General features: G+C 72.2%; 18 protein-coding genes. 11 read left to right on the top strand and 7 right to left on the bottom strand.

Going from position 1 to position 19,843, the window contains the following annotated elements; translation table 11 throughout:
• Positions 1 to 57 precede the first annotated feature (57 nt).
• Complete coding sequence (locus ACSYGO_RS16245) at positions 58 to 1,515, top strand: aldehyde dehydrogenase (protein WP_460386933.1); 1,458 nt, start codon at positions 58 to 60, stop codon at positions 1,513 to 1,515.
• 2 nt (positions 1,516 to 1,517) lie between these two features.
• Entirely contained in the window at positions 1,518 to 1,751 is a 234-nt protein-coding gene (locus ACSYGO_RS16240; protein WP_426675670.1) for a ferredoxin, read from the top strand.
• 256 nt (positions 1,752 to 2,007) lie between these two features.
• On the opposite strand, the gene ACSYGO_RS16235 is transcribed toward ACSYGO_RS16240, so the two are convergent.
• Complete coding sequence (locus ACSYGO_RS16235) at positions 2,008 to 2,673, bottom strand: TetR family transcriptional regulator (RefSeq protein ID WP_460386932.1); 666 nt, start codon at positions 2,671 to 2,673, stop codon at positions 2,008 to 2,010.
• A 250-nt stretch (positions 2,674 to 2,923) separates the two neighbouring features.
• Between ACSYGO_RS16235 and ACSYGO_RS16230 the strand changes: the two genes are divergently transcribed.
• From ACSYGO_RS16230 to ACSYGO_RS16220, 3 genes are read left to right on the top strand one after another with little or no spacing between them, the layout of a single operon-like run.
• Positions 2,924 to 4,423, top strand: a complete 1,500-nt coding sequence (locus tag ACSYGO_RS16230) for a glycosyltransferase family 4 protein (protein ID WP_460386931.1) — start codon at positions 2,924 to 2,926, stop codon at positions 4,421 to 4,423.
• Entirely contained in the window at positions 4,417 to 5,160 is a 744-nt protein-coding gene (locus ACSYGO_RS16225; protein ID WP_095933979.1) for a class I SAM-dependent methyltransferase, read from the top strand. Before ACSYGO_RS16230 ends, ACSYGO_RS16225 begins: the two co-directional genes overlap by 7 nt.
• The gene (locus ACSYGO_RS16220; RefSeq protein ID WP_432175159.1) at positions 5,157 to 6,227 is read left to right on the top strand and encodes a prenyltransferase/squalene oxidase repeat-containing protein; all 1,071 of its coding nucleotides are present in this window, start codon (positions 5,157 to 5,159) and stop codon (positions 6,225 to 6,227) included. The genes ACSYGO_RS16225 and ACSYGO_RS16220 overlap by 4 nt, the downstream gene beginning before the upstream one ends.
• A gap of 79 nt (positions 6,228 to 6,306) precedes the next feature.
• Here the strand turns inward: ACSYGO_RS16220 and ACSYGO_RS16215 are convergent, their stop codons facing one another.
• Positions 6,307 to 6,600, bottom strand: coding sequence for a hypothetical protein (locus ACSYGO_RS16215; protein ID WP_028800859.1), 294 nt, complete (start codon positions 6,598 to 6,600; stop codon positions 6,307 to 6,309).
• A gap of 160 nt (positions 6,601 to 6,760) precedes the next feature.
• Here ACSYGO_RS16215 and ACSYGO_RS16210 point away from each other — a divergent pair, with 160 nt between their 5' ends.
• Positions 6,761 to 7,378, top strand: coding sequence for a hypothetical protein (locus tag ACSYGO_RS16210; protein WP_426675674.1), 618 nt, complete (start codon positions 6,761 to 6,763; stop codon positions 7,376 to 7,378).
• Positions 7,379 to 7,445: 67 nt separating this feature from the next.
• Here the strand turns inward: ACSYGO_RS16210 and ACSYGO_RS16205 are convergent, their stop codons facing one another.
• From ACSYGO_RS16205 to ACSYGO_RS16185, 5 genes are all read right to left on the bottom strand, one after another.
• Entirely contained in the window at positions 7,446 to 8,456 is a 1,011-nt protein-coding gene (locus ACSYGO_RS16205; protein WP_460386930.1) for an LLM class F420-dependent oxidoreductase, read from the bottom strand.
• 121 nt (positions 8,457 to 8,577) lie between these two features.
• Entirely contained in the window at positions 8,578 to 9,393 is an 816-nt protein-coding gene (locus ACSYGO_RS16200; protein WP_460386928.1) for a hypothetical protein, read from the bottom strand.
• Positions 9,394 to 9,565: 172 nt separating this feature from the next.
• Positions 9,566 to 10,534, bottom strand: coding sequence for an N-acetylmuramoyl-L-alanine amidase (locus ACSYGO_RS16195; protein WP_460386927.1), 969 nt, complete (start codon positions 10,532 to 10,534; stop codon positions 9,566 to 9,568).
• Between the two features lie 109 nt (positions 10,535 to 10,643).
• On the bottom strand, positions 10,644 to 11,294 hold the full coding sequence (locus ACSYGO_RS16190; RefSeq protein WP_426675678.1) for a class I SAM-dependent methyltransferase: 651 nt from the start codon (positions 11,292 to 11,294) through the stop codon (positions 10,644 to 10,646).
• A gap of 101 nt (positions 11,295 to 11,395) precedes the next feature.
• On the bottom strand, positions 11,396 to 13,135 hold the full coding sequence (locus ACSYGO_RS16185) for an MFS transporter (RefSeq protein ID WP_426675679.1): 1,740 nt from the start codon (positions 13,133 to 13,135) through the stop codon (positions 11,396 to 11,398).
• Positions 13,136 to 13,459: 324 nt separating this feature from the next.
• Between ACSYGO_RS16185 and ACSYGO_RS16180 the strand changes: the two genes are divergently transcribed.
• From ACSYGO_RS16180 to ACSYGO_RS16160, 5 genes are all read left to right on the top strand, one after another.
• Positions 13,460 to 15,625 (top strand): acyl-CoA dehydrogenase, encoded by a 2,166-nt coding sequence (locus ACSYGO_RS16180; RefSeq protein ID WP_460386926.1) that lies wholly within the window; start codon positions 13,460 to 13,462, stop codon positions 15,623 to 15,625.
• A 49-nt stretch (positions 15,626 to 15,674) separates the two neighbouring features.
• The gene (locus ACSYGO_RS16175) at positions 15,675 to 16,868 is read left to right on the top strand and encodes a lipid-transfer protein (protein ID WP_460386925.1); all 1,194 of its coding nucleotides are present in this window, start codon (positions 15,675 to 15,677) and stop codon (positions 16,866 to 16,868) included.
• A gap of 116 nt (positions 16,869 to 16,984) precedes the next feature.
• On the top strand, positions 16,985 to 18,412 hold the full coding sequence (locus tag ACSYGO_RS16170; protein WP_460386923.1) for an MFS transporter: 1,428 nt from the start codon (positions 16,985 to 16,987) through the stop codon (positions 18,410 to 18,412).
• A 51-nt stretch (positions 18,413 to 18,463) separates the two neighbouring features.
• Positions 18,464 to 19,003 carry a SigE family RNA polymerase sigma factor gene (locus ACSYGO_RS16165; RefSeq protein WP_426675683.1) on the top strand — a complete coding sequence of 180 codons (540 nt, stop codon included), beginning with the start codon at positions 18,464 to 18,466 and terminating at the stop codon, positions 19,001 to 19,003.
• The gene (locus ACSYGO_RS16160; protein ID WP_432185768.1) at positions 19,003 to 19,836 is read left to right on the top strand and encodes a hypothetical protein; all 834 of its coding nucleotides are present in this window, start codon (positions 19,003 to 19,005) and stop codon (positions 19,834 to 19,836) included. Before ACSYGO_RS16165 ends, ACSYGO_RS16160 begins: the two co-directional genes overlap by 1 nt.
• The last annotated feature ends 7 nt before the right edge of the window (positions 19,837 to 19,843 follow it).

Raw genomic sequence — 19,843 nt, 5'->3', positions numbered from 1 at the left:
TATCAGTTCTCGTATCTGATGGATCGTCAGAGAACTTCCCCGGGGAGGCAGTCGGCCATGACCGAGCTCGTGGAACACGGACAGCTGTTCATCGGCGGGGAGTTGACGGACCCCCTGGGCCGGGACGTCATCGAGGTCGTCTCGCCGCACACCGAGGAGGTCATCGGGCGGGTGCCGCACGCCTGCGCACAGGACGTCGACCGGGCCGTCGCCGTGGCGCGCAAGGCTTTCGACGAAGGCCCGTGGCCGCGCATGAGCCTCGACGAGCGGATCCAGGTCGTCACCCGGATCAAGGACGCGATCGCCGTGCGTCACGAGGAGATCGCCCGTGTCATCTCCTCCGAGAACGGCTCCCCGTACTCCTGGAGCGTCCTCGCGCAGGCCCTCGGCGCGATGATGGTGTGGGACGCGGCGATCACCGTCGCGCGCGACTACCCGTACGAGCAGACGCGCGACGGCGTCCTCGGCAAGATCATGGTGCGCCGCGAACCGGTGGGCGTGGTGGCGGCCGTGGTGCCGTGGAACGTGCCGCAGTTCGTCGCGGCGGCCAAGCTCGCGCCCGCCCTGCTGACCGGCTGCACCGTGGTGCTGAAGCCGTCGCCCGAGTCGCCCCTGGACGCCTATCTGCTCGGCGAGATCGCCCGGGAGGCCGGGCTGCCGGAGGGTGTGCTGTCGATCCTCCCCGCCGACCGCGAGGTCAGCGAGTACCTGGTCGGGCACCCCGGCATCGACAAGGTCTCCTTCACGGGCTCCGTCGCCGCGGGCAAGCGCGTCATGGAGGTCGCCTCCCGCAACCTCACTCGCGTGACCCTGGAGCTCGGCGGCAAGTCGGCGGCGGTCGTCCTGCCCGACGCGGACATCGGGACATCGGTGCCCGGGATCGTCTCGGCCGCCTGGATGAACAACGGCCAGGCGTGCGTGGCCCAGACCCGCATCCTCGTCCCGCGCTCCCGCTACGACGAGTTCGCGGACGCCTTCGCCGCCGCCGCGAGCGCCCTGGTCGTCGGCGACCCGCTCGACCCGGCGACGCAGGTCGGCCCGCTCGTCGCCAGGCGCCAGCAGCAGCGCAACCTCGACTACATCCGCATCGGCCAGGAGGAGGGCGCCAAGATCCTCACCGGCGGCGGACGCCCGCACGGCCTCGACCGCGGCTGGTACGTCGAGCCGACCCTCTTCGGCGACGTCGACAACTCCATGCGCATCGCCCGCGAGGAGATCTTCGGCCCGGTGATCTGCCTGCTCCCGTACGGCGACGAGACCGAGGCCGTGAAGATCGCCAACGACTCCGACTACGGGCTCAGCGGCAGCGTCTGGACCGCCGACGTCGCCCACGGCATCGACGTGGCCCGCCAGGTCCGCACCGGCACCTACTCCGTGAACACCTTCAGCCTCGACATGCTCGGCCCGTTCGGCGGCTACAAGAACTCCGGCCTGGGGCGGGAGTTCGGACCCGAAGGGTACGGCGAGTTCCTGGAGCACAAGATGATCCACCTGCCGGCCGGCTGGGAGGCGTGAGCATGGGTGACCGCTGGCAGGTCGAGGTCGACCGCTCCGTCTGCATCGGCTCCGCCCAGTGCGTCCACCAGGCACCCGACGCCTTCCGGCAGGACAGCGCGATGCAGTCGCATCCGGTCGATCCGGAGACCGATGCCAACGAGAGGATCCTCGGGGCGGCGGAGGGCTGCCCCGTGGAGGCCATCATGATCACGGTGCTGGGGACCGGGGAGCCGGTCTTTCCTCCGGAAGACTGAAAAAAATCCGTTTTAGGGTGCTCCATTTCGCCGTGGGCGTTCTATCCTGGTATTGGCCTACGGGACGAGTGAGGGAGTTCGACCGGAGTAGCCGACTCGGGCGTGACGCTTCGGCATCCGCCGGGGCCGACGTCGACGGACGGGCTGAGAGGCCGGAAGGCAGCAGCAGGGCCGGAAGGCGACCCCCAACACCTGATCCGGACAATGCCGGCGAAGGGAACCCGTCTCGTAGGTTCTTTGTGTGCCCGCGGGGGGCTCAGTGGCCGTCGTCCGGTGTCGTCAGGTCGATCAGCCGGCACACCGTCTCGATGTCGATCTTGACCTGGGCGATCGAGGCGCGGCCGGACAGCCAGGTGATCAGCGCCGAGTGCCAGGTGTGCTCGATGACGCGGACGGCCGAGAGCTGGGCCGGAGTGGGGTCGTCGAGCCCCATGGCGTCCAGGATGATCACCGTGGTCTGCCGGGAGACCTGGTCGACCTCGGGGCTGACGCTGCGGTCCGCGAAGGTGAGCGCGCGGACCATGGCGTCGGCGAGGTGCGGCTCGCGCTGGAGCGCCCGGAACGCCCGCATCAGCGTCTCCGCCACCCGATCCGCCGCCGTGTCCCCGGCCGGCGGCTTCTTGCGCAGGGTGCCGTGCATGTGCTCCAGCTGGTCCTGCATCGTCGCGACCAGCAGATGGACCTTCGACGGGAAGTACCGGTACAGCGTGCCCAGGGCGACCTGGGAGGACTCCGCGACCTCGCGCATCTGCACGGCGTCGAAGCCGCCCCGGCTCGCCAGCTGCGCGCTCGCGTGCAGGATCCGGCGGCGGCGCGCCTCCTGCCGCTCGGTGAGCGGGGGCGAGGCCGGCTGGGGGGCGTGCGCGGGGGAGTGCGACGCCTGTCGCGTGTTCTTCGAGTCCGCCTTGGCTTCCGCAGGCATGGGTCCGTTCCGTGACATCAGCGAGAGGGGCGACGAGTCAGCATGGCAGGGCCTTCGCCGCGGTGCGAGCCGGCTGACCCCGTCGCGCGGTCGTGGTGTCGGCCGTGGCGTGAATCACCTGATCCACCGCTCACAGCGGCGCTACCTGCCGGTAGATTCAGTCCTCCTTGAACGATCAAGTCTGAAACTTGTTCTAGATTAGCGTCCCGGCGTAATCTCGCGGGAAAGTGCAGAAAGAAGGGGGCCGGAAGTGACCGCTGAGGCCATGGAGGCGGGCCCCGGGGAGGGTGCGGCCGCCGACGCGGACCCCTCCCTGAGCGGGCGCGGCCGAGGGCCCGGTGAGGACCGGCCCCTGCGCATCGCGCTCCTCACCTACAAGGGGAACCCGTTCTGCGGCGGCCAGGGCGTCTACGTACGGCACCTCTCGCGCGAACTCGCCCGGCTCGGCCACACCGTCGAGGTCATCGGCTCCCAGCCCTACCCCGTCCTCGACGAGGGCGAGGGGCTCGCCGGGCTCTCCCTCACCGAGCTGCCCAGCCTCGACCTGTACCGCCAGCCCGACCCCTTTCGCACCCCCGGACGCGACGAGTACCGCGACTGGATCGACGCGCTGGAGGTCGGCACCATGTGGACGGGCGGCTTCCCCGAACCGCTGACGTTCTCGCTGCGCGCCCGCCGTCATCTGCGCGCCCGCCGCGGCGAGTTCGACGTCATCCACGACAACCAGACCCTCGGCTACGGCCTGCTGGGCGACGTGGGCGCACCGCTCGTCACCACGATCCACCACCCCATCACCGTCGACCGGCAGCTCGAACTCGACGCCGCCGAGGGCTGGCAGCGGCGCGCCTCCGTCCGCCGCTGGTACGCGTTCACGCGCATGCAGAAGCGGGTCGCGCGCCGCCTGCCGTCCGTGCTCACCGTCTCCGGCACCTCCCGCCAGGAGATCGTCGACCACCTCCGCGTGCGCGACAGCCGCATCCACGTGGTCCACATCGGCGCCGACACCGACCTTTTCTCGCCGGATCCCGCGGTCCGTCAGGAGCCCGGCCGCATCGTGACGACGTCCAGCGCGGACGTGCCGCTCAAGGGACTCGTCTTCCTCGTCGAGGCCCTCGCCAAGGTGCGCACCGAGCACCCCGGCGCGCACCTCGTCGTCGTCGGCAAACGCTCCGAGGACGGGCCCGTCGCCCAGGCCATCGAGCGCTACGGACTCGAAGGCGCCGTCGAGTTCGTCAAGGGCATCTCCGACGCCGAGCTCGTCGACCTCGTCCGCTCCGCCGAAGTCGCCTGCGTGCCTTCGCTGTACGAGGGTTTCTCGCTGCCGGCCGCCGAGGCGATGGCCACGGGTACGCCGCTGGTGGCCACCACCGGAGGGGCGATCCCGGAGGTCGCCGGACCCGACGGGGAGACCTGCCTCGCGGTGCCGCCCGGCGACGCCGGCGCGCTGGCCGCCGCACTGAACCGGCTCCTCGGCGACCCCGGACTGCGGGCGCGCCTCGGCTCCGCGGGACGCGCACGCGTCCTGGAGCGGTTCACCTGGGCCAGGGCCGCACAGGGCACGGTGGCCCACTACCGCGAGGCGATGGCCCGCTCGGCGGGCCGGACCTCCGGCGGTCCGGGGGCCCCGGACCGCTCCGCGCCGGGCGCGGGCCGCCCGGCCGCCACGTCTTCCCGTCCCCCGGCGGCGCCCGCGCAGGACGCCGACGAAGAAGTAGTTGTCGCCAACCGCGAAAGCAGGGCCACGTGCTGACCGTCGACTTCTCCCGGTTCCCGCTCGCCCCGGGCGACCGTGTCCTGGACCTCGGCTGCGGTGCCGGCCGGCACGCGTTCGAGTGCTACCGGCGCGGCGCCCAGGTCGTCGCGCTGGACCAGAACGCCGACGAGATCCGCGAGGTCGCCAAGTGGTTCGCGGCGATGAAGGAGGCCGGTGAGGCGCCCGCCGGTGCCACCGCCACGGCCATGGAGGGCGACGCGCTCGCGCTGCCCTTCCCCGACGAGTCCTTCGACGTCGTCATCATCTCCGAGGTGATGGAGCACATCCCCGACGACAAGGGTGTCCTCGCCGAGATGGTGCGGGTGCTCAAGCCGGGTGGCCGGATCGCCATCACCGTCCCGCGCTACGGCCCGGAGAAGGTCTGCTGGACGCTGTCCGACGCGTACCACGAGGTCGAGGGCGGCCACATCCGCATCTACAAGGCGGACGAACTGCTGGCCAAGATCCGGGAAGCCGGACTGCGGCCGTACGGCACCCACCACGCGCACGCGCTGCACTCGCCGTACTGGTGGCTGAAGTGCGCGTTCGGCGTCGACAACGACAAGGCGCTGCCCGTGCGGGCGTACCACAAGCTGCTGGTCTGGGACATCATGAAGAAGCCGCTGGCCACCCGCGTCGCCGAGCAGGCGCTGAACCCCCTTATCGGCAAGAGCTTCGTGGCCTACGCGACCAAGCCGCACCTGCCGCAGCTCTCCGAGGCGGACGCCACGTGACCACCCCCCGGACAGAACACCTCGTCCTGCCCGGGGTCCTGACCGCCGAGCAGGCTGCCGCCACCGTGCGCGGAATCCTCGCGGTGCAGCGCCCGGACGGCGCCATACCGTGGTTCCGCGGTCACCACCTCGACCCGTGGGACCACACCGAGGCGGCCATGGCACTGGACGCGGCCGGCGAGCACGAGGCGGCCGAGCGGGCGTACGCGTGGCTGGTCCGGCACCAGAACGAGGACGGCTCCTGGTACGCGGCCTACGCCGACGGGGACGCCGACGACGTCACCGACCGCGGGCGCGAGACGAACTTCTGCGCCTACATCGCGGTCGGCGTCTGGCACCACTACCTCGCCACCGGTGACGACACGTTCCTGGACCGCATGTGGCCCGCCGTCTACGCGGCCGTGGAGTTCGTGCTGCGCCTCCAGCAGCCCGGCGGCCAGATCGGCTGGAAGCGCGAGGACGACGGCACGCCGGTCGACGACGCGCTGCTGACCGGGAGTTCGTCGGTCCACCACGCCCTGCGCTGCGCGCTCGCCATCGCCGAGCAGCGCGAAGAGCCGCAGCCCGACTGGGAGTTGGCGGTGGGTGCGCTGCGCCACGCGATCCGCCGGCACCCGGAGCGGTTCCTCGACAAGGACCGCTACTCGATGGACTGGTACTACCCGGTGCTCGGCGGTGCGTTGACGGGCGCCGAGGCCAAGTCCCGTATCGAGGAGGGCTGGGACCGCTTCGTGGTCCCCGGCTTCGGTGTCCGCTGCGTGGTCCCCAACCCGTGGGTGACCGGAGGCGAATCGGCCGAACTCGCCCTGGCCCTGTGGGCCGTGGGCGAATCCGACCGCGCGCTGGACATCCTTCAGTCCATCCAGCACCTGCGCGATCCGAAGACCGGCCTGTACTGGACGGGTTACGTCTTCGAGGACCAGGTGATCTGGCCCGAGGAACTCACCACGTGGACCGCGGGGTCGCTGCTCCTGGCCGTCGCCGCGCTCGGCGGCGACGAGCCCACCTGCGCCGTCTTCGGCGGGGAGCGCCTGCCGACGGGCCTGGACCCCGACTGCTGCGCCTGACCGCAGTCATGCAGCCGCCCCCGGCCGTCCCGCCGGGAGCGGCTGCCGTCCGTCGGCCGTCGCGCGCCGAGCCCTGCCGTCAGTGCCGGTGCATGCGGTTGGCGATCGCGTGCCCGATGAACAGGTACACGACGGCCGCCAGGCCGTAACCGGCGACGACGCGCGCCCATGCCTCGTCGAAGGTGAACAGGTCACGGGACCAGCCCGCCAGCCAGCCGGCCACGTCATGGACGAACTGCACCAGATCGTTGGCGCGGTTGGCGTCCAGCAGGTACATCAGGATCCAGAGACCGAGGATGACGGCCATCACGTCCGCGACGATCGCGATGACCGTCCCCGCCTGGTTGGAACCGTTGCGATATCGAGGGGACATGTCCTGCGGGTTGCCCCGCAATCGTGTATGAAACCTGAACCGATTCGCCCGAGTGGCGCAACGTCCCGCGCGGGGTGACGCTGGCGGGGAGAGCCGTGTTCTCCCATGACCGGGGAGGACCACTGGACCAGGGAGCACCGCTCCTGCCCCGGAGGACCCCGTGCCCGTACCGATACGGCGCCTCGTCGTGGCGCTCACCCTCAGCTGTGCCCTGATCGCGGGCGGCACCGCATGCACCAGCGGCGCGAACGCGAAGGGCGCCAAGGTCGCGATCCCGGCGGCCGCCACCGCGACCCCGTCGGCGCCCGCGAAGACCCCGAGCCCCTCGGCGTCCGGCAAGACCGCGAGCCCGTCGGCCACCGCGCAGAAACAGAAGCTCGCCAAGACGCGGTTCGTGGCGAACGCGGGCCTCGCCGCCGGCGCCACCTACCAGTGGATCTACAAGCCCTGGAAGGCGGGCAAGTTCAAGAAGGGCGCCAGTGGCCGCAAGTTCACCCTCATCAAGGCAGGCCTCGCGGGTGCGTTCGCCTACAACCGGCTGAAGGCCGCCCTGAAGAACGCCCAGGGCGACCCCACGCTCTCCAAGGCCGTCGCCCCGCTCGCCGCGGGCATCGAGTCGCTGAAGGACCTGCCGGCCAAGCTCCGCAAGGGCGACTCCACCGACGCCGTCGCGAACACCTTCAACGACATCATCAACCAGGTGAAGGACGCCGGAAAGAGCGCGGGCGCCGAGGTCAAGAACCAGGTCCCGTCCGGCTCGCAGCTCACGGGCGGCTGAGCCCCGCCGTCCCCCGCGTCCGGTGGCCGGGCACCCCGCGCCCGGCCACCGGACGTCCCGCGCGCCGTCAGGCGTTCAGGTCCGCGAGCACCCGGAGCGTGTGCCGGTCCGGTGACAGGACGAGCAGGTCGGTCACCGGTCCCTTGCGCCACAACTCCAGGCGCTCCGCGATGCGTTCGCGGGGACCGACGAGGGAGATCTCGTCCGCGAAGGCGTCCGGGACGGCCATCACGGCCTCCTCCCGACGCCCTTCGAGGAACAGCCGCTGAATCCGGCGCGCCTCCTCCTCGTACCCCATGCGCGCCATCAGGTCGGCGTGGAAGTTGCGGGCCGCGTGTCCCATCCCGCCGATGTAGAAGCCGAGCATCGCCTTGACGGGCAGCAGCCCCTCGGCGACGTCGTCGCAGACGTGGGCGCGGGCCATGGGGGCGACGAGGAAGCCGTCCCGCAGCCCGTCCAGTGACGCCTCGTACGCCTGGGGGCGCGTCGGCGCCCAGTACAGCGGCAGCCAGCCGTCCGCGATCCGTGTGGTCTGCGCGACGTTCTTCGGCCCCTCCGCGCCGAGCAGCACGGGCAGACCGGCGCGCAGCGGGTGCGTGATCGGCTTCAGGGCCTTGCCGAGGCCGGTCCCGTCGGGCCCGCGGTACGGGTGGGAGTGGAAGCGTCCGTCCAGCTCGACGGGCCCTTCGCGGCGGAGCACCTGGCGGACGACGTCGACATACTCCCGGGTGGCGGTGAGCGGCGACTTCGGGAACGGACGTCCGTACCAGCCCTCGACGACCTGTGGCCCCGACAGGCCGAGGCCGAGCATCATGCGCCCGCCGGAGAGGTGGTCGAGCGTGAGCGCGTGCATCGCGGTGGTGGTGGGGGAGCGGGCCGCCATCTGCGCGACGGCGGTGCCGAGCCGGATGCGGGAGGTGTGCGCGGCGATCCAGCTGAGCGGGGTGAAGGCGTCGGAGCCCCAGGACTCGGCGGTCCACACCGAGTGGTAGCCGAGCCGCTCGGCCTCCTGAGCGAGCGGCACATGGTCCGCGGACGGGCCGCGTCCCCAATAGCCGAGTGCGAGACCGAGCCGCATGTCGCCTCCAGAACCCAGTATCTGACGGACCGTCAGGAGATGTTCCGCGCCTGCGACTGTACGACAACGGCCCCCCGCCGTGAAGGGCGAGGGGCCGTGGTCCGGTATACGGGTGCGAGGTTCAGCCGCGCTGGATCCCCGACGTGTCCTGGAGGACACCGCGGCGGCCGTCCTGCGTCTGCGCCACCAGGGTGGCACCGCGCTGCTCGACGGCCAGGTACCAGGTGCCCGGCGCCAGTTCGGCGATCGGCGTCTGCGAACCGTCCTCGCCGAACAGCGGACGCGCCACCGGCACGGCGAACCAGAACGGCGAGAAGTCCGAGGCGGGCTGCTGCTGCTGCGACGGCGCGGGCTGCTGCTGCGACGGACCGCCGAACGGCGCGCCCTGCGGCTGGCCGCCGTAGGGCTGCTGCTGCCCCGGCTGCTGGGCGCCCGGGTAGCCGTAACCACCCTGCGGCTGACCGCCGTACGGCTGCGGCGCGGCCGGACGCGGAGCGCCGACGAGGGCCGCCTTGAGGGCGGGGACGAGGGGGGTGGCGATGGCGGCGCCTGCCAGCAAGAGCGCGGCGAGCAGGCCGAGGATCAGGCCCGAACCCGTGTCGACGTCCGAGCTGCCGAAGGTGTCGCTGAAGGCACCCAGCGGGTCGAGGATCGTCCAGAACGAGGTCCACGCGGCGAAGATCGTCAGGGCCACCCCGAGCTGGCCGAGGTCCAGGCCGATGATCTTCCGCGGCTGCGGGAGCGCCCGGGCGACGACGATGAGGGCCGCACCGATGATGCCGGCGATGTACATGCTCATCACGAGGCCCAGGTTGTCCCAGGCGTTGGGAACGTCGCTGCCGCGGCCGTCGAACGTGTCGAGGAACGACGCGATGAACAGCAACACCGCTGCTCCGATCACCACGCCGTCGCCTCTAGTGAGGGAGCGGATATTCACTTCAGGTCCTTCGTCAGTCGTCTCGTCATCGGTGGAGGCGTCGCTGTCACCGTGTCGCCGTCATGGTGTCGCCGTCGGGCCTCGGTGTGAAGCGCGGGGGTGGCCCCTCATCGTAGGGACGACACTATCGCCCGTCCGATCTGGGTGTCCGCCGGGTTCCGTCCGCCGATCACTACCCGCGCAGGAAACTCACGATTCCCTCAGAGATCCCACGCGCCGCCTTCTGCCGCCACGCGCCGCTGGTCAGCAGCGCCGCGTCCTTGCTATCGCGCATGTTGCCGCACTCGATGAACACCTTGGGAACCGTTGACAGATTGAGACCGCCGAGATCCTTACGCGTCACCAGACCGGTGCCGTCACCGATGTAGTTGGAGGGCGCGCTGCCCGTCTCGCGGACGAACAGGCCGGCGATGCGCTCGCCCAGATCGCGGGAAGGGGCGGCGATCGGGCGGGTGTCCGCGGTGCCCGCGTGCACCGAGGCCGGCAGGATCACATGGAATCCGCGGTTGCCGACCGCCGATCCGTCCGCGTGGATGGAGACGGCCGCGTCGGCGTGCGCCTCGTTGCCGATCCGGGCCCGCTCGTCGACACAGGGACCCCAGGAGCGGTTCCCGTCCTGGGTGAACTTCACGGTGGCGCCCTGCTGTTCGAGGATCGTCCGCATCCGGCGGGCGACGTCGAGTGTGAACTTCGCCTCTGTGTAACCCGCGTTGGTGGAGGTGCCGGTGGTGTCGCACTCCTTCCAGTTCGTGCCGATGTTCACCTTGCGGTTGATCTCGGACGCATGCTGGAAGTTGCCCGCGTTGTGCCCCGGGTCGATGACGACGACCTTGCCCTTGAGGGGGCCGGAGGCGGCGGGCCGGGACGCGGAGGGCTTCGCGGCCGGGGACGACGCGGCCGGCGAACTCGCCTTGCCGTCGGCCGTCGGGGACGCGGACGCCTCGGGGGAAGCGGACGAGGGCGCCGCCGTCGAGGCCCCGGCCGCCTTGCCGGAACCGCCTCCCGAGTCGTCGCCCACGGCCTGCCACACCAGCCATCCGGCCAGCGCGCCCGGCACGAGCGCGGCGAGTGCGACGGTGAGCGGTCCGCGCCGGGGACGGCGCGGTTGGGGCGGATCGAAGTCAGGGCCTACGTACGACACGCCTGCCACCCTAGCGGCCGTCCGCGGTCCGCACGGCGGACATGCCCGCTGCCGGTACCGTGCGGACCGCCGGCGGTGCGGGGGAGGGGCCCCCGCGGCGGCCGCGGCCTCAGACGCCCGCTCCGGTCCGCCGCAGGACGCGCAGCGAGTCGGTCGCCGAGACCTCGGTGAACGCGCCGGACGCCAGGGCCCTGAGGTACACGCGGTACGGGGCCTGGCCGGTGAACTCGTCGGCCGGGTCGGGGAACACGTCGTGGATCACGAGGAGGCCGCCCTCGGCGACGTGCGGCGCCCAGCCCTCGTAGTCGCCGTTCGCGTGCTCGTCCGTGTGGCCGCCGTCGACGAAGACGAGACCGAGGGGGGTGCGCCAGAACGCGGCGATCTGCGGGGAGCGGCCCACCATCGCGACCACGTGGTCCTCCAGGCCGGCCCGGTGCAGGGTGCGGCGGAAGGTGGGCAGCGTGTCCATCCGCCCCACCTCGGGGTCCACGGTGTCCGGGTCGTGGTAATCCCAGCCGGGCTGCTGCTCCTCGCTGCCCCGGTGGTGGTCGACGGTGATCGCGGTCACCCCGGCCTCACGCGCCGCGTCGGCGAGCAGGATCGTGGAGCGCCCGCAGTACGTGCCGACCTCCAGGAGGGGCAGCCCGAGCCGCCCGGCCTCGACGGCCGCCTCGTACAGCGCGAGCCCCTCGCCGACGGGCATGAACCCCTTCGCGGCCTCGAAGGCGGCGAGGATCTCCGGCTTGGGTGCCGCGGGCATGGGGTTCCTCCAGGGGGTGCGGGTCTGTCGGCGCCCCATGGTGCCGTACACCCCCGCCGCGACGGCGGCGGGGGTGTACGGGAGGGGAGTGCACGCGCCCCCTAGGCGGGGACGCTCTCGCCCGGCAGGGCCAGGTCCACCTCGACGGGGCGCGCGTCGCCCGCGTGCGTGGCCGACGAGGCGAGGGGACCGTGGCCCGCGGCACGGGCGGCCAGGACGTACGCGCCCTCGGCGGGCACGGCCAGCGCGTAGCGGCCGTCCTCGGCGGAGAGCGTGGCGCCCGCCTGACGGCCACGCCGGTCGATCAGGGTGACCTTGGCGCGGGCGACCGGGGCGCCGTCGGCGTTCAGGACCCGGCCGTGGAAGCCGCCGAGGAGCTCGTGCGCCCGCTCCAGCGCGGCGTCCTCCTCGCTGCTGGCCACCAGCTGCGGCTTGGTCGCCCGGCGCCGGCCGGGCAGGAACAGGGCCATGAGCAGGCCGACCGCCACGGCGCCGGTGGCGATGGCGAAGGACACCCGGAAGCCGTGCATGGTCGGGACGGCGACGGGGCCGACGTGGTGGGCGGTGTTGGCCAGCACCATGCCGATGACGGCGCTCGACACGGAGGTGCCGATGGAGCGCATCAGCGTGTTCAGGCCGTTGGCCGCGCCGGTCTCCGACGCCGGCACGGAGCCGACGATCAGCGCGGGCAGCGAGGAGTAGGCGAGACCGATGCCCGCGCCGAGAACGACCGAGATCACGATGGTCTGCCAGGCGGCGTTCATCAGGCCGAGGCCCGCGCCGTAGCCGACCCCGATGATCAGCATGCCGATGATCAGCGTGACCTTCGGGCCGTACTTGGCGGACAGACGGGCGTACACCGGTGCGGTGAACATCATCGTCAGGCCGAGCGGCGCCACGCACAGGCCGGCGACGACCATCGACTGGCCGAGGCCGTAGCCGGTGGACTTCGGCAGCTGGAGCAGCTGCGGCAGGACCAGCGAGACGACGTAGAAGGAGACGCCGACCATGATCGAGGCGAGGTTGGTGAACAGCACCGCGGGGCGGGCGGTGGTGCGCAGGTCGACCAGCGGGGCCTTCAGCCGCAGCTCCATCACGCCCCACAGGACCAGCACGGCGGCCGACGCGGCGAACAGGCCGAGCGTGGTGGACGAGCTCCAGCCCCAGTCGCTGCCCTTGGTGATGGGCAGCAGGAAGAGGACGAGTCCGGCGGAGAGACCGAGCGCGCCCAGGACGTCGAAGGTGCCCTCGGCGCGCATCGGGGACTCCGGCACGACGAGGAGGGTGAGGACGATCGAGAGGACGCCGAGTCCGGCGGCGCCGTAGAAGAGGGCGTGCCAGTCGGCGTGCTGGGCGACGAGGGCCGCGGCGGGCAGCGCGAGGCCGCCGCCGACCCCGATCGAGGAGCTCATCAGCGCCATCGCGGAGCCGAGCTTCTCGCGGGGCAGCATGTCGCGCATGAGGCCGATGCCGAGGGGGATCGCGCCCATGGCGAAGCCCTGGAGCGTGCGGCCGGCGATCATCGGCAGCAGGGTGCTGGTCAGGGCGCTGACCAGGGCGCCGACCACCATGACGGCCAGGCTGGTGAGCAGCATGCGCCGCTTGCCGAAGAGGTCGCCGAGGCGGCCCATGATCGGGGTGGCCACGGCGCCGGAGAGCAGGGTAGAGGTCAGGACCCAGGTGGCGTTGCTGGGCGAGGTGTCCAGCAGCGTCGGCAGGTCCTTGATGACCGGGACGAGCAGGGTCTGCATCACCGCGACAACGATGCCCGCGAAGGCGAGCACGGGCACGGTCGTGCCGCTCGGCCTCCGCGTGGGCTGGTCGGTCGTCGTGTGCGTCATTGCGTGGGGCCTCCAGGCCGTAACGAAGTGCGGTCGTCCGCGTCGATGCGCGGACCGGGGTCGGTGTGTCCGTACGGGTGCGGGTGGCTCGGACGGATACGGAAGTCGGTGTTCCGTGCGGGTCGGGGGACGGGGCGCGCCGTGCCGGCCGCGTCACCACGTATCCGCCCGCGGATACGTGTAGGAGAAACCCGGTGTGCCTGGGCAACTATTCCGATGCTTCGGCGTACTAACGAATCCTTGACCCTCTCATGGGTATCTGACCTACCGTCAGAATGAAACGTGTTCTAGTCTGGCGCGCATCTTGGGCCGCGGGAGGCACGCATGGGCATCGGGATCACACCGGAGCAGCGGGAACTGGCCGACGCCGTACGCGGCTGGATCGCCCGCGCCGTGCCCCCCGAAGAAGTACGCAAACGCCTCGACGCCCCGGGCACCGGCAGACCGTCCTACTGGGACGGCATCGCCGGACAGGGACTGCTCGCCGTGCACCTGCCCGAGCCGCACGGCGGCGGCGGGGACCTCGTCGACCTCGCCGTCGTCGTGGAGGAGACCGCACGGGCGGCGCTGCCGGGGCCCTACGTCGCGAGCGTCCTCGCGGCGGAGCTGCTCGCGGGACGGGACGACCTCGTGCGGGCCCTCGGCACCGGGGAGCGCATCGGCGCCGTGGCGTTCGGCACGGGCACGCTGGCCGCCGCGCCGACGGCCGACGGCGGGTACCGACTCGACGGCATCGCACCCCCCGTACTGGCGGGCGCCGACGCCGACCTCCTCGTCCTGGCCGCGACGACCTCCGGGAGCGCGGCCGCACCCGCGGGCGGCACCGTATGGCTCGTCGTGGACACCGGCCGGCTCGTCGTACGGCCCCACGAGAGCGCCGATCCGACGCGGGCCACGGCCGAGGTACGGGCCGACGGGGTGCGGGTCCCCGCCGAGCACGTCCTCGGCGTCGACACCGCCCGGGTCCGCGACCTCGCCGCCGTGCTCCTGGCCGCCGACGCCTGCGGCACGGCCGCCTGGGCCCTGGACACCGCCACCCGGCACGCCACGGTCCGCGAACAGTTCGGCCGGCCCATCGGCCGCTTCCAGGGCGTCAAGCACCTGTGCGCCGACATGCTCGTCCGCGTCGAACAGGCACGGGCCCTCACCTGGGACGCGGCCCGTGCGGCCCGCGGACCCGACGCCGTGCGCGGGCTGGTCTGCTCGCTCGCCGCCGGCACCGCACTCGAAGCGGCCCACTCGTGCGCCAAGGACTGCATCCAGATCCTCGGCGGCATCGGGTTCACCTGGGAACACGACGCCCACCTGTACCTGCGCCGGGCGGTGGTGGCGCGGCAACTGCTCGGGACCGGCGACGTCCACCTGGACCGGGCCGCCCGGATCGCACGGGACGGCACCCGGCGCCCACTGCGCCTGGAACTGCCGCCCGAGGCGGCCGCGTACCGGGAGAGCGTCCGGGAGACCGTCGGCGCCGCCCGAGGGCTCGACCCGGCCGCCGCCCGCAGGCTGCTCGCCCCCACCGGCCACGCCGCCCCGCACCTGCCCCCGCCGTACGGACTCGGCGCGGGACCCGTGCGACAGCTCGCCGTGCAGCAGGAACTGGACGCGGCGGGCGTGCGCGTCAGCGACCTCGGCATCGCCACCTGGGTCGTACCGTCCCTCATCGCCTACGGCACCGAGCGGCAACGCGAGCGCTACCTCCTGCCCACCCTGCGCGGCGACCTGCTGTGGTGTCAGCTCTTCTCGGAGCCGGACGCCGGCTCCGACCTCGCCGCCCTGCGCACCCGCGCCGAACGCACCCCCGACGGACGCTGGCGCGTCAACGGGCAGAAGGTGTGGACGAGCGCGGCACAGTGGGCCGACCACGGGATCCTCCTCGCCCGCACGAACCCGGCGGCCCCCAAGCACAAGGGGCTCACCTACTTCGTCGTCGACATGAAGAACACCGACGGCATCGGCATCCGCCCGCTGAAGGAGATCACCGGGGACTCCCTCTTCAACGAGGTCCACTTCGACGACGTCCTGCTGCCCGCGGACGCCGTCGTCGGCGAGGTCGACGACGGCTGGCGGGTCGCCCGCAACACCCTCGGCAACGAACGCGTCCACATGGCCGACCAGTTGACCTTCGACACCGGCCTGGAGGCACTGATCGGCCGCGCCGACGAGATCGGCGGAGCGCGCCTCGGTGCCCTCCTCGCCGAGGCGCACGCCCTGGCCTGCGTCGGGCTGCGCACCACCCTGCGGCAGGTGTCCGGAGTCGACCCCGGCGCCGGCGCCTCCGTACGCAAACTGGTGCAGACCGCGCACCAGCAGAAGGTCGCCGAGCTGGCACTCGAACTCCTCGGCCCGGCCGGCGCGGTGAGCGAAGGCGCCGGTGAGCGCGCCCTGCACGGATTCCTGCTCTCCCGCTGTCTGACCATCGCGGGCGGCACCACCCAGGTCCAGCTCAACGTCGTCGCCGAGCGCATCCTCGGCCTGCCCAGGGACTGACCCCACGGACCGACCCCACGGACCGACCCCACGGACCCAGGAGGAACGCATGAAGGCGTACGTCGCCGGAGTCGGCATGACCAGGTTCGAGAAGCCCGAGACCCGCGAGTGGGAGTACTGGGACATGGCCCGGGAGGCGGGTACGGCCGCCCTCGCCGACGCCGGGATCGGCTACGAACTCGTGGAACAGGTGCCCGTCGGGTACTGCTTCCAGCCCTCCACCGCGGGACAGCGCGCCGCCTACGAACTGGGCCTGACCGGGGTCCCCGTCTACAACGTCAACAACAACTGCGCCACCGGGTCCAGCGCCCTGATGCTGGCACGGCAGCTCGTCGAGGGCGGAGTCTCGGACTGCGTCCTCGCGCTCGGCTTCGAGAAGATGAAACGCGGCGCGCTCGGCGGCGGGGCGGACGGCGGCGACTTCAAGACGTCCCCGGTGGCCCGGCACTACGGAATCATGGCCGCCCGGCACGGCTTCGAGATGTCCCCGCCCACCGCGCAGATCTTCGGCGACGCGGCACGCGAGCACATGGCGGCCTACGGCACGACCGAGGCGCAGCTCGCCGCCGTCGGCGCCAAGAACCACCGGCACTCCGCGCACAACCCCGACGCGCAGTTCCAGGACGTGTACGACGTCGACGAGATCCTCGCCTCCCGGGTCGTGCACCGGCCGCTGACCAAGCTCCAGTGCTCACCCACCTCGGACGGCGCCGCCGCGGCCGTCGTCGTGTCCGAACGGTTCGCCGAGCGGCACGCGCTCGCCGACCGGGCCGTGGAGATCGTGGCGCAGGCGATGACCACCGACACCGAGGCGTCCTTCGCCTCCGGCTCCTGCATCGACGTCGTGGGACAGCCCATGTCCCGCGAGGCGGCGCGCCAGGTCTACGAACGGTCCGGGCTCGGCATCGAGGACGTCGACGTGGTCGAACTGCACGACTGCTTCTCCATCAACGAACTGCTCACCTACGAGGCGCTCGGCATGTGCGGGGAGGGGGAGTCCGGCAAACTCGTCGAGTCCGGCGCCACGACGTACGGCGGACGCTGGGTGGTGAACCCCTCCGGCGGGCTGATCTCCAAGGGCCATCCGCTCGGCGCCACCGGCATCGCGCAGGCGGCGGAACTGGTGTGGCAGCTGCGCGGGGAGGCGGGGCCGCGGCAGGTTCCCGGTGCCCGGGTCGGACTTGCCCACAACATCGGACTGGGCGGCGCGGCGGTGGTGACGCTGCTGCGCGCCACGGACTGAGCACGCAGGCGTCGCAGGGCGGGGCCGTCGCGGGGAACCGGGAGGGTCCTAGGTCCCGTGGCCTACGGACGCGTGCGGCGAAATCCCGATGCAAGGGGCGTAGGCCGGTTGAGAGCATGACGCCCATGCTCAGAGCCGCGCAGGACACCCCCGCAGCCGTACGCATCGCACCGCCGACCTGGCTGGTGGTCGCACTCGTGTGCGCCGGACAGTTCCTCGTCGTGCTCGACGTGTCCGTGGTCAACGTGGCGCTGCCCTCCATGCGCACCGACCTGGGACTGAGCGCCCCGGGACTGCAGTGGGTGGTGAACGCCTACTCGATCGCCTTCGCCGGGTTCATGCTGCTCGGCGGCCGGGCCGGCGACCTGTACGGACGCAAGCGGATGTTCCTGGTGGGGCTCGCCCTGTTCACCGTGGCCTCGCTCGGCGGCGGTCTCGCCCAGGAGGGCTGGCAGCTGCTGACCGCGCGGGCCGCGCAGGGACTGGGGGCCGCGGTGCTCGCCCCCTCGACGCTCACCATCCTGACCTCCACCGTCCCGGAGGGACCCGCCCGGGCCCGGGCGATAGCGACCTGGACCGCGGTCGGCGCCGGGGGCGGCGCGGCGGGCGGACTCGTCGGCGGACTCCTCGTCGACGGCCTGTCGTGGCGCTGGGTGCTCCTCATCAACGTGCCGTTCGGCGCGGTGCTGCTCGCCGGGGCGGCGTTCAGGCTCGTGGAGAGCCGGGCCGGCGACGGACGGCGCCTGGACCTGCCGGGCGCGCTGCTGGTGACCGCGGGCCTCGCGACCGTGGCGTACGGCATCGTGCAGACGGAGGCCGAGGGGTGGACGGCCGCCGCGACGCTCGCCCCGCTCGCCGCCGGACTCGCGCTCATCGGCCTGTTCCTCCTCGTCGAGGCCCGCACGAAGGCGCCGCTGATGCCGCTGAAGCTGTTCACCCTGCGGTCCGTGTCGTCGGCGAACGCGGCCATGTTCGTGTGCGGCTCCGCGATGTTCTGCATGTGGTTCTTCATGACGCTCTACGCGCAGAACGTGCTCGGCTACACGCCGCTCGGCGCCGGGCTCGCCCTGGTGCCGAGCTCCCTCGCCGTCGTCCTCGGCTCGAAGCTGGCGCCGCGCCTCATGCCGGTCGTCGGCGCGCGCAACGTGGCGGCGGTCGGCACGCTGGTGGCCGCGGCCGGCTTCGGCTGGCAGTCCACGATGACGGCGGACGGCGGGTACCTGACAGCGATCATGTTCCCGGGCCTCCTGATGATGGCCGGCGCGGGTCTGGCCGCGACACCGCTCGCCGCGCTCGCCACCTCGGGCGCGGCGCCGGGCGACGCCGGACTGGTGTCCGGGCTGGTCAACACCTCCCGCGTGATGGGCGGCTCGCTCGGCCTCGCGGTCATGTCGACGATCGCGGCGGCCCGCACGGGCGGCAGCACCTCGGGCGAGGCGCTCACCGCCGGGTACGCCCTGGCGTTCCGCACCAGCGGGTTCCTGCTGCTGGGCGGGGCGCTGCTGATGCTGCTGTGGCTGCCGCGGAAGATCTCCCGGACCTGAGGCAACGGAATCCGGTCCCCGTGGACTCCATAAGACATCTAGGAGGTGCCCATGGGGGATCGGAAACAGGCTCGGGACGAGGAGTTCCAGCACTTCGTCGTCGGCCGCTGGCCACGGCTGATGCGTACGGCATTTCTCCTGACGGGGGAGCAGCACGCCGCGGAGGACCTGGTCCAGACGACGCTCGAACAGGTCTTCGTGGCCTGGCGCAGGGTCGGCTCGGCCGACGACCCCGAGGCCTACGTACGACGCGTGATGATCAACGCGCATTCCCGCAGGCACCGCAGGCGTCTCAAGGAGTTCCTCGCGCCGAAGGACGACACGGGCCTCACCCGCGAACTGCCCGACAGCGGTGACCGGATCGCCCAGGCCGACGACCGCGGCGCCCTGCTCAAGGCCCTCGCCGAGCTGCCCCCGCGCCAGCGCGAGGCGGTGGTCCTGCGGTACTGGGAGGACCTGAGCGAGACCCGGGCGGCCGAGGCGATGGGCTGTTCGGTCGGCTCGGTGAAGAGCAACGCGGCCAAGGGGATCGCGAAACTGCGCGCCATACCGGGCCTGGCGGAGCTGGTGACCAATGGAGGGCGGAAGTGATGAGCGCGGACCGGGAGACGAACAGCGACATGACGCACACGGACATCGCCCTCCTGCTGGCCGAGGCCGCCGACGAGGTCGAGATCGGCATAGCCCCCTACCAGGCGGTGGTCCGCGGCGGCCGGCGCCGCAGGGCCCGCCGCTGGGCGGTCGCCGCCGCGACGGCCCTGGTGGTCGCCGGTTCGACGGGCACCCTGGCGCTCGCCGGATCGTTCGGCGGTGACGGCGGACAGGTCGTCCCCGCCGCCACCCGGCCGCCCACGAGCGACCAGCGGCATGTGTTCGAGCCGCAGCGGAGCCCCGTGGCCAGGGGCACGGACCACGGCAAGAAGTGGTCGGTCACCGTGGACGTCTGGGGAGCGCCGAAGGACATCGCGGAGGCGCGGTACCAGCGTTCGCGGATGGGCGAGTACGGCGTCAGTCCCACCGGAGCACGCGTGGCCGCGGACCTCGTCGGCAAGGGATGGCTCTTCGTGCGCCTCACGGTGGGCGACGGCGCCCCGTCGACGGTGATCGACGGGGCCGTCGAGAAGGGCGACGCGCTCACGGGCACGGACGTCCAGGCGTACTCCATGCCGCTGTCGACCGGGGCAGCCGACAAGGACTCGGCGTCCCAGCGGCTCGTGATCGGCAAGGTCTCGACCACCGCGGAGCGGGTCACCTGCACCTGGGACGACGGCACGACGATCGAGGCAGGGCGCGCCGCCCCGGGCACGGGCCTCACCTCGGACGTCGAGGATCTGATCCGTCCCGTGGACGGCTCCCCGTCCGACTGGTTCGTGTGCCTGGCGCCGGAGGGGAAGAACTACAAGGCGGTGCACGTGACCGAGTGACCTGCCC

The sequence above is a fragment of the Streptomyces krungchingensis genome, assembly GCF_054729265.1.
The sequence above is the reverse complement of the archived record's forward strand: the minus strand, read 5'-3'. Positions and strand labels throughout refer to the sequence as shown.